The 14,611-nt window shown below is 68.6% G+C and carries 11 protein-coding genes and 1 pseudogene; 5 read left to right on the top strand and 7 right to left on the bottom strand.

The annotated features are described in order from the left end of the window. Positions 1-69 precede the first annotated feature (69 nt). Complete coding sequence (locus ABZ471_RS43960) at positions 70-786, top strand: transposase family protein (RefSeq protein WP_359074774.1); 717 nt, start codon at positions 70-72, stop codon at positions 784-786. An 88-nt stretch (positions 787-874) separates the two neighbouring features. On the opposite strand, the gene ABZ471_RS43955 is transcribed toward ABZ471_RS43960, so the two are convergent. Then, complete coding sequence (locus ABZ471_RS43955; RefSeq protein WP_359074772.1) at positions 875-1,498, bottom strand: ATP-binding protein; 624 nt, start codon at positions 1,496-1,498, stop codon at positions 875-877. 217 nt (positions 1,499-1,715) lie between these two features. Here ABZ471_RS43955 and ABZ471_RS43950 point away from each other — a divergent pair, with 217 nt between their 5' ends. Both ABZ471_RS43950 and ABZ471_RS43945 read left to right on the top strand, forming a co-directional pair. Then, complete coding sequence (locus ABZ471_RS43950) at positions 1,716-2,312, top strand: TetR/AcrR family transcriptional regulator (protein WP_359074771.1); 597 nt, start codon at positions 1,716-1,718, stop codon at positions 2,310-2,312. Between the two features lie 440 nt (positions 2,313-2,752). Next, positions 2,753-4,594, top strand: coding sequence for a protein kinase (locus tag ABZ471_RS43945; RefSeq protein ID WP_359074773.1), 1,842 nt, complete (start codon positions 2,753-2,755; stop codon positions 4,592-4,594). A gap of 375 nt (positions 4,595-4,969) precedes the next feature. On the opposite strand, the gene ABZ471_RS43940 is transcribed toward ABZ471_RS43945, so the two are convergent. Further along, positions 4,970-5,782: a dienelactone hydrolase family protein gene (locus ABZ471_RS43940; protein ID WP_359074770.1), complete on the bottom strand. Its 813-nt coding sequence runs from the start codon at positions 5,780-5,782 to the stop codon at positions 4,970-4,972. A gap of 140 nt (positions 5,783-5,922) precedes the next feature. Here ABZ471_RS43940 and ABZ471_RS43935 point away from each other — a divergent pair, with 140 nt between their 5' ends. Further along, complete coding sequence (locus ABZ471_RS43935) at positions 5,923-6,969, top strand: helix-turn-helix domain-containing protein (RefSeq protein ID WP_359074769.1); 1,047 nt, start codon at positions 5,923-5,925, stop codon at positions 6,967-6,969. 216 nt (positions 6,970-7,185) lie between these two features. On the opposite strand, the gene ABZ471_RS43930 is transcribed toward ABZ471_RS43935, so the two are convergent. The 4 genes from ABZ471_RS43930 to ABZ471_RS43915 are packed head-to-tail and all read right to left on the bottom strand — an operon-like array spanning position 7,186 to position 11,100. After that, the gene (locus ABZ471_RS43930) at positions 7,186-8,307 is read right to left on the bottom strand and encodes an ABC transporter ATP-binding protein (protein WP_359074768.1); all 1,122 of its coding nucleotides are present in this window, start codon (positions 8,305-8,307) and stop codon (positions 7,186-7,188) included. Between the two features lie 3 nt (positions 8,308-8,310). Next, positions 8,311-9,117 carry an ABC transporter permease gene (locus ABZ471_RS43925; protein WP_359074767.1) on the bottom strand — a complete coding sequence of 269 codons (807 nt, stop codon included), beginning with the start codon at positions 9,115-9,117 and terminating at the stop codon, positions 8,311-8,313. A 10-nt stretch (positions 9,118-9,127) separates the two neighbouring features. After that, complete coding sequence (locus tag ABZ471_RS43920; protein ID WP_359074766.1) at positions 9,128-10,015, bottom strand: ABC transporter permease; 888 nt, start codon at positions 10,013-10,015, stop codon at positions 9,128-9,130. Then, a complete protein-coding gene (locus ABZ471_RS43915; RefSeq protein WP_359074765.1) occupies positions 10,015-11,100 on the bottom strand; it encodes an extracellular solute-binding protein in 1,086 nt (361 codons plus the stop codon). Before ABZ471_RS43915 ends, ABZ471_RS43920 begins: the two co-directional genes overlap by 1 nt. A 789-nt stretch (positions 11,101-11,889) precedes the next feature. Between ABZ471_RS43915 and ABZ471_RS43910 the strand changes: the two genes are divergently transcribed. Beyond that, positions 11,890-13,335 carry a gamma-aminobutyraldehyde dehydrogenase gene (locus ABZ471_RS43910; protein WP_359074764.1) on the top strand — a complete coding sequence of 482 codons (1,446 nt, stop codon included), beginning with the start codon at positions 11,890-11,892 and terminating at the stop codon, positions 13,333-13,335. Between the two features lie 157 nt (positions 13,336-13,492). On the opposite strand, the pseudogene ABZ471_RS43905 reads toward ABZ471_RS43910, so the two are convergent. Then, a pseudogene (locus ABZ471_RS43905) lies at positions 13,493-14,118 on the bottom strand (transposase); the annotation flags it as partial. Positions 14,119-14,611: the final 493 nt, after the last annotated feature.

The raw sequence follows: 14,611 nt of genomic DNA, 5'->3' as shown, positions 1-14,611 counted from the left end.
GGCCGACTGACCCCCGTCGAATACGAAACCGTCATGACCACACCGGCTCTCCAGGCCGCGTGATCAAACCTGTCACCCAAACCTGCAGCAGACCCCATCACCCTGCGGATCGACGGGGCCGAGACCCAGGTCCGCCGCCCCAGAGCCCACCGGCCCGGACGGCGGGCTTTCGTCTCCGGCAAGAAGAAGCAGAACACCATCAAGACCACCACCATCAGCGACGGGCAGGGCCGTCTGCTTTGGTCGGCCGCGGACCGACCCGGCCGCATGCACGACCAGACCGCGATGCGCACCGAAGGCATGGCCGAGCAGTTCCGGCAAGGCCCCCAGGTCAGGGCCGAGGTCGACGAGGGCTACCGAGGACTGGCCAATGAATCCCCAGCCCAGGTCAGCGACCCGCCGAAGAAGCCGAAGAACAACGCGCCCCTCGGAGAGCAATACGCCTGGCGCGAGATGTGCCGTCGGCAGCCCAGCCCGGATCTGCGTCGAGCACGCCAACGCCGAACTGCGGCAGTGGCGTCCGCTACAGCGCTACACCGGCCACCGCGGGAACTACGCCGAGACCCACTGCGCGATCGCCTCACTGGTCTCGGACCGCTCAGCCCGCCGACCAACCCGCTGCCGGACGAGTACCGAACTGGTACCTGCCCGGCAGACCACCTACTGATCAACAGCCAGCCAGCCAGCCAGCCAACCCGGCCAGGCCGGCACGCCCAGACCCCAATCGCGGACCGAGCCGTGACAACGCGCCGGGGCGTGGGATCGGTGAGCCGGTCCGCGTTCTGAACCTCACTCGGCCGGGCACGGTCTGCTTCGACGAGCGCGGACGCCGGGGCGTACACGTACCAGCCGATCTCAGCGTGGGCGCGGTGGATCAGTTGGGAGGCGATGGCGTCAGCTTCGTCGGCAGTTCGAACCAGGTGGTCTTGCCGGTGGCCGTTCGGGTGCTGCCCCAGGCCTCGGCGAGGAGATCGAGCAGTTCGGTGCCCCGCCCGCTTTCCGCGTCGACGTCGACGACCTGACGTACAGGGCCGGCCGACTCGGTGTCCTCGACCTCGCACCGTAGGCGGGGGCCGCGCACCTGCAGGTTGAGGCGCAGCGGACCGCGGGTGTGGCGCAGGGCATTGGTGACCAGTTCGCTGACCAGGAGTTCGGCGGTGTCGACCAGGTCCTGCAGATCCCAGTCGCTCAGTTGCGCGGTCACCAGCCGCCGGGCCCGGCGGACCGACGTCAGTTCCCGGGGCAGGGGCCAGGAGGCGTCCCAGGCGCTGGCGCGGCCGCGGGGAGCGTCAAGCGGCCGCACCGGCTCGAAGACGCGTGACCACATGGCCCGCTGTCGGGCGAGCCACGATGTGGGCGCGGCCTCCGGCGTCTGATCCTTCCCCTGAACGCGGCGCTGGGCGGACTTCCGCTCCGCCTCTCCCTGCCGGCGGCGCAGAAGCCGGGCGGGGTACCCCCTGCGAGAGGTGGTGGTGAGGCCGATGGCCTGGAAGGCCATGGGGATCAGTCCCTTCTGAACTGTCGGCGGCCGCCGTGGCCGGACGGGGATGTCCGCCGGAGACCGCCCGGAGGTGTGCCGGGGACCTCGGATTCGCGTAGCAGTCGCTACGGTTAAAATATACATGTAGCACCCGCTTCGGTAAAGACTAGGGCAAATATTAATGAACCGGACATTCGGATCTGCTCCGCCCACGTAACCGCTACAGGGAGCCCCCATGCCCCGCCCGCCCGACCCGGCCAAGCGACGTGACCTGCTCAACCAGGTCCGTGAGTACGTGACCCGCAACGGCCTGGCCGACCTGTCCCTCCGCCCGCTCGCCCGTGCCCTGGGGACCAGCGACCGCATGCTCCTGTACTACTTCGGCACCAAGGAGCGCATGATCGCCGAAGCGCTGGCCCTGTACGAAAGGCGACCGCTCCTGCGCGCACGTACGCTGCTCGACACCTTCGGAGCCCCCACGGACCCGGCCGGGCTCCGCCGCTTCATGGAGAACGTCTGGCGGCAGTTCAGCGCCCCCGACCTGCGCGCCATGCTCCCGCTCTACCTGGAGATCATGACCGCAAGCCTGCTCCACCCTGACCGGTACGGACCCGTCATGCACGACATCGTCACCGAGTGGACCGGCCTGCTGGACTCAGTATTCCGTGACCTGGGCATGGCCGAAGCCCGCGCCCGAACAGAAGCCGCTCTCCTGGTGGACGCCTCCTTCGGCCTTCTCATCGCCTCCCTGGCCGACGGCGACTGGGACCGCGCCGACGCAGCCTTCCACGTCCTCCTCGACCGCCTCGAACCCCGTTGGCACGTTACGTAGCGATGGCACGTCATCCGCCGGCCGACGCACGCCACCAGCACACAGCTGGCCGGCGGCGGCCCCGCCGTCCTGGCTCTGCGCCGTGCCCATGCCGAGAGGACAGCAGGCCGGCTCGGCATGGGCACCACCAGGTACGGGCGTATTGCACGATCGCCCGGCTGCACGGCTTCCGCCGGCTCCGGATCCGCTGGGAGCGACGCGACGACATCCACGAAGCGTTCCTCGGCCTCGCCACGTGTCTGATCACCTACCGGCACGTTCGACGCCTTGAAGAAGCCCTGAGTTATACCACCAACTCGACCTGAGCGTCCTGGACTTGGGCGGCCGATGGACTGCCGCCAATAGTGGCGGGCGCGTAGGCTCCCTGTGTGATCGATGGCGACAGCGAGCGGGTCATTGACGGGCGCTTCGAGCTGGTGGAGCGGCTGGGTAGCGGCGGGATGGGCACGGTCTGGCGGGCGCGCGACCTGATGCTGCATCGGGAGGTCGCGGTCAAGCAGGTCCGTCCGCTCGCTTCGGAGCCGGCCCCCGAGGGCTCCGCCTCTTTGCGGGTCCTGCGTGAACGTGTTCTACGCGAGGCCCGGGCCTTGGCTCGGCTCAGCCACCCTCACGTGGTGACGATCTACCACGTCATTGACGAGGGCGAGGATTCCTTCCCCTGGCTGGTGATGGAGCTGATACCTGGCCGCAGCCTGGCGGAGCTGCTGGACGAGGGGACGCTGCTGGCGCCGGAGGAGGCCGCCCGGATCGGCCGTCAAGTACTGGCCGCGCTGCGCACCGCGCACACTGCCGGCATCCGCCACCGTGACGTGAAGCCCGCCAACGTGATGCTGCGCCCGGACAGAGAGGCGGTACTCACCGACTTCGGTATCGCCGCCCTGCAGCGAACCGGCTCGGTGGATCCCGCCGCCAGATCCACGCTGACCGCGACCGGAGAACTCATCGGCACTCCCGAGTACCTCGCCCCCGAACGCATCCGGGGCGCGGACGATGACCCCGCCTCCGATCTTTGGTCGCTGGGCATGATGCTGTACGTCTGCGTCGAGGGCCACAACCCACTGCGCAGGCCAACCCCGCTGGCCACGGTGGCGGCCGTCCTCGACGGCGAGGTGCCGCCGCCCGTCCGGGCCGGGGTCCTGGCGCCCATGCTGACGGAGCTCCTCGTTTCCGACCCGGCGGCGCGGCCCTCGGCCGAGCGGCTCGACGCGATACTGGCCGCTGCCGCGGAGGGAAGTGCGGGGCCCACAGCCAGGCTCCCCGAGGCAGAGCAGCCTACCCAGACCGCCCGGACCCCAGCTGCGGTGCCGGGTCCTCTGCCACCGTCCGCCGCCCCGTCTCGCCGCAAACGTTCCTGGCTGATCGCCGGGGCCATGATCGTGGCCACCGCGCTGGGCGCGATCACGGCGTACAACCTGGGCAATTCTTCCAGCGATGGCAAGGAGACGGCGGGCGGGCACGGTAGCCAAAGCCAGCAGGCGAACAAGCTCCACCTCGTGACACCCGGAACCCTCACGGTCGCTGTGGCAGGTGTCCGTACCGGTAGCGCGCACAATCTCGCTGCCGCCGCCGACGACAGTGGCTGGCTCGACACCAGCACTGTCGAGGACAGAGACGTCATCGCAAAACCCGGCGACTGGGTCGGTGCCGACCCTGACCTGGCCGCGGCGCTCGGTGACCGACTCGGTCTGCGGGTGAAGCTCGTCGGCATCGAAGCATCTGGCCGGGACTTTCAGGAGCTTGGGTCGACCTATGACGTGATCATGCCGAGCTCGAAGTACACCTCCTTCGACGCAGAAGAACGGCAAGGCGCCGACTTCATCCACTATTTCGACTACGGCTACACGGTCTACGCCCCGTGGAAGACGGCCCGGAAGATCCATTCGTGGGCCGACCTCTGCGGCCTGCATGTCGACGGCGACGAGGAAGTGGTCCGGGAGGCGTCCTACAAGGCGTGCGGCCCGAAACCCATCAAACAGACTTCCGAGGACATCTTCGCGATCCCGCGACTGCTCCGCGACGGCTCCATAGACGCGGTGGTCACCGATCTTCCGTACGCCGTCCACGAGGCCAAGGGCTCCGGCGGCGACTTCGGCCTCCCAGACGGCGACCTGGTCAACCAGGCTCCCGTCGGCATGGCCGTGGACAGAACCAACACCGCACTACGCGACGCCCTCCAGCGGGCCCTCAACACGCTCATCAGCAACGGCGAATACCGCAAGATCCTCACCGACCGGGGCCTTGAAGACGGCGCTGTCACCACCGCCGGGATCATCCATGGCTGACCTCGTCACCCTCACCCGCGGCGCCCGATCAGGGTAAACAAAGTGACAGTCACATGATCAGTGACTTCTGTCAGCACCGAGATCTCGTCACGCCCTCACCGAGTGACTTGAGCCAGGCGATCCACAAGCGACCCGTACGCGCGTCACAGCGGCCTCTGCCCATCGCCGAGACGCAGGCGACGGCGGTGGCCCGCTTGAGCCCCTCCGTGCGGCGCAGCACCGCCCGGGCCCGACGAGCGGGTCGCCTGTAGCGCCGATGTACTCGGGAGTGTCTTGTCGATCATTGGCCGAGCCGGAGGAGGGTGCAGACGAGGGTGATGGCGGCGAGGTTGCGATGTCCGGCGGACCAGGGCCCGGTCAGGTGGCGGGCAGTGGTCAGTTCTCGTGCGGGTGCAGGCGTGCCGTGAGGAAGGCGAGGATCTCGTCGCGGGCCCGGACCGTGGGCTGGCCGGCCTCGTCGACGAGATGGGCGGTGACGACGCTGTGTGGGGTGCCGACCAGGTCGGCGAAGAAGGGCGGCGGGGCCGGGTTGGCGGCGGTGTCCGGAAGGACGCGCCCGTCGAAGGCGTCGCCGAGCAGCGCGCGGTAGGTGGCGAAGCGTTGCCCCGTGCACCAGCGGTCGCCCTCGAAGCGGTAGGCGAGGACGGTGAGTCCGTCGCGGTCGAGCCGTTCGCGCACCGCCCGTGCGTCCCCCGCGTCGAGTTCGAGACCGCCGGGGTCGTCGAGCGGCAGTGATGGGTGGTTGACCACCGGGGCGATCACCGCCGGCTCCAGGGCCATGGTGAGGGCGAAGTTGCCGGTGAAGCACAGGCCGATCGCTCCCACTCCCGGCCCACCGCACGCGGTGTGGGCCTGGCGCGCCAGGCCGCGCAGCCAGACCGTCACCGGGCTGGTGCCGCCTCCGGCGAAGGCGCGGAACTCCGCGCTGACACAGGCGCGGCGGACGACCTCCCGGCCGCCCTCGACCGTGGGGAAGGCGCCGTCCGTCCCGAACAGGGAGGGCACATGGACGGTGAAGCCCGCGTCCCGCACCCAGCGCGCGAGCCGCAGTACGTCGGGACTGATGCCCGGCATCTCGGGCAGCACCACGACCGCGGGCCCGGCCCCGGCCACGTACACCGTCTTGTTCACCCCTTCCACGGCCACGCTCCGGCGGGTGAAGTCGGTGATCGGATCGTCGTCGCTCATGGGGCCAGCCTGGTCCCGGGGCCGGCCGCCGGGTGAGGGGCGGGATCGCCAAGGCCAGGGGTAATCTCGCCACACGCGAGGGGGCGAGCGATACGCGGTCGGCGAGCTGGGGCCGGGGACAGCAGGGGGGTGGGGGAGCGATGGCGGGGGCGGCGCGGCAGGCGGAGGACGGTGCGGGTCCGGGCGCCGGACCGGGCGCGCTGCGGGTCGGAGTCCTGGCGTACCCGGACTGCTTCGCGTCCGAAGTGTTCGGCGTCCCCGACCTGTTGACGATGGCCGGGCATGTCGCCGGACCGGACGCGCCCCGCTATCGGGTGTCGGTCGTCTCGCCCCGCCGCCGGGTCACCGCCTCGGGCGGCGCGGGCCTGGAGGTGCGTCCCTTGCGCGAGGTCGACGTCCTCGTGGTCCCTGGCTTCGAACTGCGCCCGGACACCGACCTCGACGCGCGGCTCGCCCGGCTCGCCCCCGAGATCGCGGCGATCCGCGCGCAGGCCGACGCCGGTACCGCCGTCGTCTCCCTCTGCGTCGGGGCGTTCCTGCTCGCCGAGGCCGGGCTCCTCGAGCGGCGCCGGGCCACCACCTCCTGGCTGCACGCCGGCGAACTGGCCAGGCGCTGCCCGGCCGCCGACGTGCGGCCCGAGTATCTGGTTGTCACCGACAGGGGGGTGACGACCACGGCCGCCTTCAGCGCCATGTACGACTTCGCGCTTGACCTGATCCGCCGACACAACGGCGACCGGGTGGCCCGCACCACCGCACGGTTGGCGCTCGTCGACGACGCACGGACCTCTCAGACCCCGTACGTCGACCCGCGTCTCCTCCCGCAGCCCGGCCGGGAGTTCTCCCAGCGGGTCATGCGGCGGCTCGATCAGAACCTCGCCGAGCGGTACGACCTTGCCGCGCTCGCGGAAGCCTTCCGGGTCAGCACCCGCACGCTGCTGCGCCGCTTCGCCGAGGAGACCGGACGCAGCCCGCTGGCCCATCTGCAGGCCTCCCGGGTCCGCCGCGCCCGCCATCTTCTGGAGACCACCGACCGCACCGTCGCCGCCGTCGCCACGGCCGTCGGCTACCAGGACCCCGGCACCTTCGCAGCCCTCTTCGCCCGCCACACCGGCCACCGCCCGAGCGCCTACCGGGCCGCCTTCCGACACAGGGCCCGTGCGTCCGCCCCGGACGACGGCGTCTAGATGTATCGACCCGGGACGTTGTTGACTGACGCCCGTCCCGGCGGTAGCGGGGTGCTCGGCGTACGACTGCGCGAGCATTCTGAGCGCGTACGCGAGACCTGCGTGGCGTGCATCCGCCGGACCCACTGCTTCGACGTCGTTGACCCTCGTCCTTCTCCACTCCGGGGTGGCAGAGCGGAGAAGGACGAGGGGGAGGGCTATTCGTTCCAGCAGTCCTCAGGGCTCCAGGACGAGCAGCTGTGCCTCCTCGGGGGACCAGCCGACCGTCACCTCTGTGTCGAGGTCGCGGGTTGCGCGCGAGCCTGTGCCGAGTTCGCGCATGACCACGTCCTGGCCGCCCACGTGCAGTCGGTGGCGGATCGTGGCTCCGAGGCTGGTGGACGACAGTACCCGGCCAGTGCCGCGGTTCTCACTGCGGTCGGCGTCGACGAACCGCAGGTGCTCGGGGCGCACGGAGACCGCGTAGGTGTCGCCCTGGGCCCCGCGGTCCCTTACCCGGCCCACTCCCCAGGCGCCGAGGTCGACGACGGCCTCGCCGTCCTTGCGCGCGAGCACCGTGCAGGGCAGCAGGTTGGTGTCGCCGAGGAAGTTGGCCACCCAGTCGGTACGCGGATGCGCGTAGACGTCCTCGGGGGCACCCTCCTGCACGATCCTGCCGTCGCGCATGACCACGATCCTGTCGGACATGGACATGGCCTCGTCCTGGTCATGGGTGACGAACAGAACGGAGATGCCGAGCGACTGTTGCAGTGTCTTGACCTCGTCCTGCATCTGCTCGCGAAGACGCTTGTCCAGGGCGGCCATCGGTTCGTCCAGGAGCAGGGCCGCAGGGTTGAACACCAGGGCACGGGCGAGCGCGACGCGCTGCTGCTGGCCGCCGGACATCTGGCGCGGACGTCGGTCGCCGAGCCCGGCCAGACCGACGCGGGCGAGCGCCTCCTCCGCGCGCCTTCGCCGCTCGCCGCGCTGGACCCCTCGCATGCGCAGCGGGAACTCGACGTTCTCGCCGGCGCTCATGTGTGGGAACAGGGCGTAACTCTGGAAGACGACACCGAGGTTGCGGTCCTTGGGGGGCAGCCGGTCCACCGGTTTGCCGTCGATCAGCACGGTGCCGGAGGTGAGTTCCTCGAAGCCGGCGACCATCATCATCGTTGTGGTCTTGCCCGAGCCGCTCGGCCCGAGCAGCGTGACGAACTCGCCGGGGTCCACCGACAGATCAAGGTCGTCGACGGCGGCTACGTTCCCGTACATCTTGCGGACGCCCCGCAGGTCGATGGCGCCGCGCCGCCCCTCGTCGAGAACCGGGGCGGATGCCCGGACTGTGGTCGTGGTCGTCATGGTTCACCCTGTCTGTTCGGGGGCGGTCAAGGGGAGCAGCCGCGCCACGGAGCGGCGGCGGATGGTGAAGCAGACCTGTACGAGCAGACCGAGCGTGGCGACGGTGACGAGCATCGCCGAGGACACGGCGATCTTCGGGGTCAGGTTGTACTGGATGTCGGTGAACATCTTCACCGGCAGCGTCGTCGCGTTCGGGGACTGCAGGAACAGCGCTATGACCGTCTCGTCGATGGACACCGAGAAGGCGAACAGGGCGCCCGCGATGAGCCCCGGCCGGATGACCGGGAGATAGACGAACCGCATGACGGAGAACGCTCCCGCGCCCAGGCTGCTCGCCGAGCGGACCAGTGCCGGGTTCAGCCCGGCGAGGCTGGCCCGCACGGTGAGGAAGGCGTACGGAACGGCGATCACGGCATGGGCGAGTCCGATGGGCAGGACCGTCCCCACCATGCCGACGGAGATGAAGAACTGGTAGAACGCGAGCGCCAGCACCACCGCGGGCACGATCATCGGTGCCAGCAGCACACCGGTGACCGCCGCCTTCCCGGGAAACGTTCGCCCGTGCAGGGCCACCGCGGCCGTTCCGCCGAGCAGCATCGCGATCACCACCGCGATGGCGGCCGCTTGGAGGCTCGCGGACAGGGCCGACATCCACGCCTGGTCTCTGAAGAATCCGGTGACCGCCTCGATGGACAGCTGCTTGGGCGGGAAGGTGATGTAGCGGCTGCCCGTGAACGCCATCGGCAGCACGATCAGCGTCGGCACCACCAGGAAGACGAAGACCGGCACGGACGCGATCAGCGAGGACACATGTCGAGGTCTAGCCGGCCTCATATTCGCCTCCTGCACGAAGGATCCGCTGGTATATCGCGACGAGCACGCTGACGATGGCGGTCAGCAGCAGCGCGAGCGCCGACGCACCGGCGAAGTCGGTCAACTGCCGTGCGTAGAAGTCGATCTGATTGGCTATCATCATGTCGCCGGGCCCGCCGAGCACGACCGGTGTGATGAAGAATCCTGTGCTGATGATGAACACCAGCAGACCGGCGGCGGAGACCCCAGGCACCGTCAGGGGCAGGATGATCCGGCGGAAGATCGACGCCTCGCCCGCCCCCAGCGACCGGGCCGCCAGTTCGAGCCGGTCGTCGATCGCGGCCAGGGCCGCGAAGATCGGGAAGACGGCATAGGGGAGCAGGTAGTGCACCATGCCGAGCACGACGGCGAAGCGGTTGTGGAGCAGGGCCAGCGGGGCATCGGTGACACCGAGCCCCTGCAGTGCGGTGTTCACCAGGCCGTTGTCCTGGAGCAGGACCGCCCAGGCGAAGTTCTTCACCAGGACGCCCGTCCAGAAGGGCAGCAGCACCAGAGCGAAGAGGACGACGCGGGCCAGCGGGCCGCGTCGCCAGATCACCACGGCCAGCAGATAGCCGAGCACGACCGTGGCGAGCGTCGACAGTGCGCTGATCTCGAAGGTGTTGAGCAACGACCGCGACACCAGCGGGTCCTTCAGCACACGCTGGTAGGCATGGCCGTGGGTGCTCGCCGCGACGAGCTTACCGAGAGGCGTCAGGAACAGTACGGCGTCGAAGGCGAGTGCGGGTGCCAGCAGCAGCAGCCACGTGCCGCGCGGGCGCCGACGCCGCGGCGACGCATCGCCACCGGCGGAAGCCGATGCGGACGCCGCGGCACGCGTGACGGTGGACGTCATCAGCTGCCCGCCTGCCACAGCTTGAAGCGCTGTTCGGTCGCCTTGAGGTTCTTGGCCCACCACGCGTCGTCGCGGACCAGGATGGAGTCCGCCAGCTTGGGACTGGTGGGCAGGGAGTCGGCCACCGAGGACGGCAGCTTGGCCAGAGCCGGGGTGTTGGCCAGGGTGAGGTTCGTGGTCTGGATGAAGTCGGCGCCGGCCGCGGCGTCGTTGCTCATGAAGTCCAGGAGCCGGAAGGCCGCCTCCTTGTTCCTGGCGCCCTTGGGGACCACGAAGTAGTCGCCTGCGACGATGCTGTTCCTGGCGGTGAAGTTCAGCCGCGCACCATCCTTGCGGGCGGCATTGATGCGGTTGTTGAAGCTGGTCGAGAGCGCCACCTCACCCGAAGTCAACTGCTGGATCGGCTCCTGGTTGGCCGTGTGATAGATCAGCCTGTCGCGCCCGGGGTGCTGGGCCAGGTACTTCAGGGCGGCATCGACGTCGAGCGGATAGATCTTGTCGAACGGCACACCCGCAGCGAGCCGTGCCGCCTCCAGGATGGAGCTGTCTGACAACTGCGAGTAGACGGAACGCTTGCCCTTGTAGCGCCCCTGGTCCAGGAACTGCTCCCAGTTCCGGGGCGCCTGCGCATCGGGAACGTGCTTCTGGTCCCAGGCCATCACGAAAAGGAAACTCAAGTACTTGATGCCGTAGTCGGCCTTCGCATAGGACGGCAGCCCCTTGTCGCTGATGACGTCGTAGTCCAGCTTCTCCAACAGTCCCTCGTCGACAGCCTGGAGGTATTCCGGCGCTGTCAACTCCACCAGATCCCACTGGACATCGCCGGACAGCACCTGGGCCTTGAGCCCGGCGAGGCTGGTGTTGGCCAGCAGCGACGGGCGCACACCCGACTTCTTCTCGAACGGCTTGAGCAGGGTCTTCGTCAACTGGTCGTTGTACGAGCCGCCGTACGAGGTGACGGTCACCGTGGTGTTCGGCTTGGCCGACGGGGCCGACTTGGTGCTGCACGCGGTGAGCAGACTCCCCGCGAGAGGTGCCGCCAGCGCGGTGGCTCCGGCCGCCCGCAGGATCGACCGGCGGCTCATGCTTCTGTGTGACTGCTCATTCATGGTGGCCATGCCTTTCTTGGAACACGACGGACCCGCGTCGGAGCACACCCATGACAGGTATGTGGCGCGATCGAATGCGGGGCGTGGCAGAGATCAGCCCCAGAGGGGAAAGAAGGGGGATCTGCGGACTGCGATCTGCGTCATGAGCGGACAGGCCGGAGTGCGACCTGCGGAGCCAATAGCCGTCGCCAACGGTCATGACATTCCGGAACTCGTTCGCACCCGCCATCACGATCACGTGATCCAGGAGAGAGAACGATCCAGTACAAGCGGTCTGCGCCAGCCCGGCGACCGCGTGGCGCAACAGTAAGGACATGTCCGCCGCCCGTCAATGAGTGTCTTCCTCGACGCACCCGGTGCCCCGCAGACGGGCCTCCCCCTGACACGCCCCGGGGAGTGTGCAGACCATCCACTACGGCATCGGGACTATGGATGAATCCACCACTTCTTGGCTGGGCGGGTGGCAGATAGCGTCACTGTCCTGGGACGGACGACCGGGCCTGGCCAGGTCATCCCGTTCCTCAGCTGCTCTCCCTCCGGCACGGCCCGCCGACGCGGAAGTCGCCAGTTCCGCGCCGTTCGGGCCGACCCCGCACCCCGGCACGACCGGAACGCAGTCTCACGGCCGCCCTCCCACCCCTGGGGCGCAGCGTCATCGCCACCGTCCAGCCAGCCTGACAACAAGCTTCCTGACAGCAGGTTTCCCGTATCCCTGTCTCTGCCCGTGTCCCCACGATTCCCGATCCACGAGGAGCACAGAACGTCGTGAGTGAAATCCGTACGCTGCGCAATTACATCGACGGTGAATTCGTCGATGCGAAGGACGGTCGCACACTGCCGGTCGTCGACCCCACCACCGGTGAGGTGTACGCGAGCTCACCGCTCTCGGGGGCGGCAGACGTGGACGCGGCGATGGCAGCCGCGGCGGAGGCCTTTCCCGTGTGGCGCGACTCCACGCCCAGCACCCGGCAGACGCTGCTCCTGAAGATCGCGGACGCTGTCGAGGCACATGCTGAGGAGCTGGTCGAGGCGGAGTGCCGCGACACCGGCAAGCCCCGAGCCGTGACCAGGACCGAAGAAGTCGTTCCCATGGTCGACCAGTTGCGCTTCTTCGCGGGCGCGGCGCGCCTGCTGGAGGGCAAGGCAGCGGGAGAGTACGTGGAGGGCCTGACCTCCATCATCCGGCGGGAGCCGATCGGTGTGTGCGCGCAGGTCGCGCCCTGGAACTACCCGATGATGACGGCGGTGTGGAAGTTCGCACCGGCGATCGCCGCGGGAAACACGGTCGTCCTCAAGCCCTCGGACACCACCCCCGCCTCCACGGTGCTGCTCGCCGGGATCGTCGGTGGTGTACTGAAGAAGCTGGACCTTCCCGCCGGTGTGCTCAATGTCGTGTGCGGCGACCGCAGCACCGGACAGCTCATGGTCGAGCACCCGGTTCCGGCCATGGCCGCCATCACCGGTTCCGTACGCGCCGGCATCCAGGTCGCCCAGAGCGCCGCCAAGGACGTCAAACGCGTCCACTTGGAACTCGGCGGTAAGGCACCCGTGGTCGTCTTCGACGACGCGGACATCACGCAGGCCGTCGAGGACATCACTACCGCGGGCTTCTTCAACGCCGGACAGGACTGCACGGCCGCCACCCGGGTGCTGGTGCACGAGTCCATCCACGATGAGTTCGTCGCCGTGCTGGCCAAGGCAGCCGCCGATGTCAAAACCGGTGGCATCGACGAGGAGGGCGTGCTCTTCGGCCCGCTCAACAACAGCCATCAGCTCGCCCAAGTGAGCGGTTTCGTCGACCGGCTCCCCCCGCATGCCAAGGTCGAGGCAGGCGGTCACCGCGTCGGTGACCAGGGCTACTTCTACGCTCCTACCGTCGTCTCCGGCCTCAAGCAGGACGACGAGATCATCCAGAACGAGGTCTTCGGCCCGGTCATCACCGTCCAGTCCTTTACCGACGAGGACCAGGCCGTGGAGTGGGCCAACGGCGTCGACTACGCCCTCGCCTCCTCGGTCTGGACAAAGAACCACGCCCGCGCGATGCGCATGTCGAAGCGCCTCGACTTCGGCTGCGTCTGGATCAACACCCATATGATCCTTGTCGCTGAGATGCCGCACGGTGGCTACAAGAAGTCCGGCTACGGCAAGGACCTCTCGGCCTACGGCTTCGAGGACTACACCCGCATCAAGCACGTCATGACATCGCTGTGAACGGGCCGAAAGGGGTTGACGGATCCTGCCTGCTGCCATATCCAGCCCAGCACCCGTAGCTGCCCCAACTGCCCCTGAACCTCTTGCTCCTGAATAGCCACCAAACGCCATCGCCGGGACAGGACGCTCTCTTGATAGGTCGTTTTCTCCCGTTGTTTTATCCCGTGATGCAGATTTGATCCGTTGATGTCGGGTTGCGCCGGGAGATGGTGTTCTCGCCGGTGAGGCGGCGGGCCATGAAGTCGGTCATGGCCAGGTGGACCATGGCTTCGGATCGGGCGGGGAGGGTTTCGTGGTCGCGTGCCAGGCGGCGGTGGGGGGCATGAGCCGGCCGTAGGTTCGCTCGACCGTCCAGCGTCTCGGGATCGGAGTTAACCTCTTGGTCCCGGGCGGGCGTTGGACGATTTCGAGGTCGAGGCCAAGGATGGCGGCGTGTTCGACGAAGTGTTTGCGGTAGCTGCCATCGCCCCAGACTTTGCGGATCGTGGGATGGGTGGCGGCCACCTGGTCGAGGGGGGTCTGGCCTGCGGCGGAGTCCTGGACACTGGCTTCGGTGACCAGCACTGCCAGCAAGAGGCCGAGGGTGTCGGTGATGATGCTCCGTTTGCGGCCGACGATCTTCTTGCCGGCATCGGTGCCCTGGCTGGCGTCGGGAACGCTGGTCGACATTTTGACGCTTTGCGCATCGATCACACAGGCCGATGGCTGTGCGCTTCGGCCTTCTTTGTGCCGCACCCGTTCCCGCAGCAGGCCGTTGAGCTGGGCGAAGATGCCTTCCTTCTGCTACTTGGCGACCCACTCCGGCAACCGTCCCGCCCTGCACCAGGCGATGCGCGACGCATTCGCCGTCCTGGAGGAAGAAGCGGCGGCCGGGCACGCTGTCGGGTACGGGATCGCCACCTGGGCGGGCTTGGAAGAGGAAGCGTTCACGGTGGGGGAGCTGCTCGCCTTGGCTGCCGACGCCGCCAGCGGGAAGGAGCGCCACCTGGTTGCGGTTCAGCTGCCGGTCAGCCTTGTGATGACGACGCCGATCACGCAGGCCATCTGCGGCCGGGGCCCGCTCCGCGCCCGGCCGCCGCCGAGGCGGGGCTGCGATCCCACTGCTCATCCGTCATGTCTGGCGGATGCCGGCGCACCTGGTTCTTTCGGCGCGTTCCCGAAGGCAAGGTCGTCAAGAATCGGGTGCATCTTGACGTGCGGGTCGGCACCGGGCTCGTGGGTGACGGCTCGGTGGCTGCGAGTGACACAGCGGCTGAGGAGGACGACGGCATGTCCT

Origin of the sequence: Streptomyces sp. NPDC005728 (assembly GCF_040630895.1) — a bacterium.
Lineage (GTDB): Bacteria > Actinomycetota > Actinomycetes > Streptomycetales > Streptomycetaceae > Streptomyces.
Note: the sequence above shows the minus strand (reverse complement) of the source record. Positions and strands in the feature narration are given on the sequence as shown.

Excerpts from the sequence above, each read along its gene's own strand:
- ABZ471_RS43955 (WP_359074772.1), bottom strand. The coding sequence starts at position 1,498 with ATGGCCTTCCAGGCCATCGGCCTCACCACCACCTCTCGCAGGGGGTAC.
- ABZ471_RS43950 (WP_359074771.1), top strand. The coding sequence starts at position 1,716 with ATGCCCCGCCCGCCCGACCCGGCCAAGCGACGTGACCTGCTCAACCAG.
- ABZ471_RS43945 (WP_359074773.1), top strand. The coding sequence starts at position 2,753 with ATGGGCACGGTCTGGCGGGCGCGCGACCTGATGCTGCATCGGGAGGTC.
- ABZ471_RS43940 (WP_359074770.1), bottom strand. The coding sequence starts at position 5,782 with ATGAGCGACGACGATCCGATCACCGACTTCACCCGCCGGAGCGTGGCC.
- ABZ471_RS43935 (WP_359074769.1), top strand. The coding sequence starts at position 5,923 with ATGGCGGGGGCGGCGCGGCAGGCGGAGGACGGTGCGGGTCCGGGCGCC.
- ABZ471_RS43930 (WP_359074768.1), bottom strand. The coding sequence starts at position 8,307 with ATGACGACCACGACCACAGTCCGGGCATCCGCCCCGGTTCTCGACGAG.
- ABZ471_RS43920 (WP_359074766.1), bottom strand. The coding sequence starts at position 10,015 with ATGACGTCCACCGTCACGCGTGCCGCGGCGTCCGCATCGGCTTCCGCC.
- ABZ471_RS43915 (WP_359074765.1), bottom strand. The coding sequence starts at position 11,100 with ATGAGCCGCCGGTCGATCCTGCGGGCGGCCGGAGCCACCGCGCTGGCG.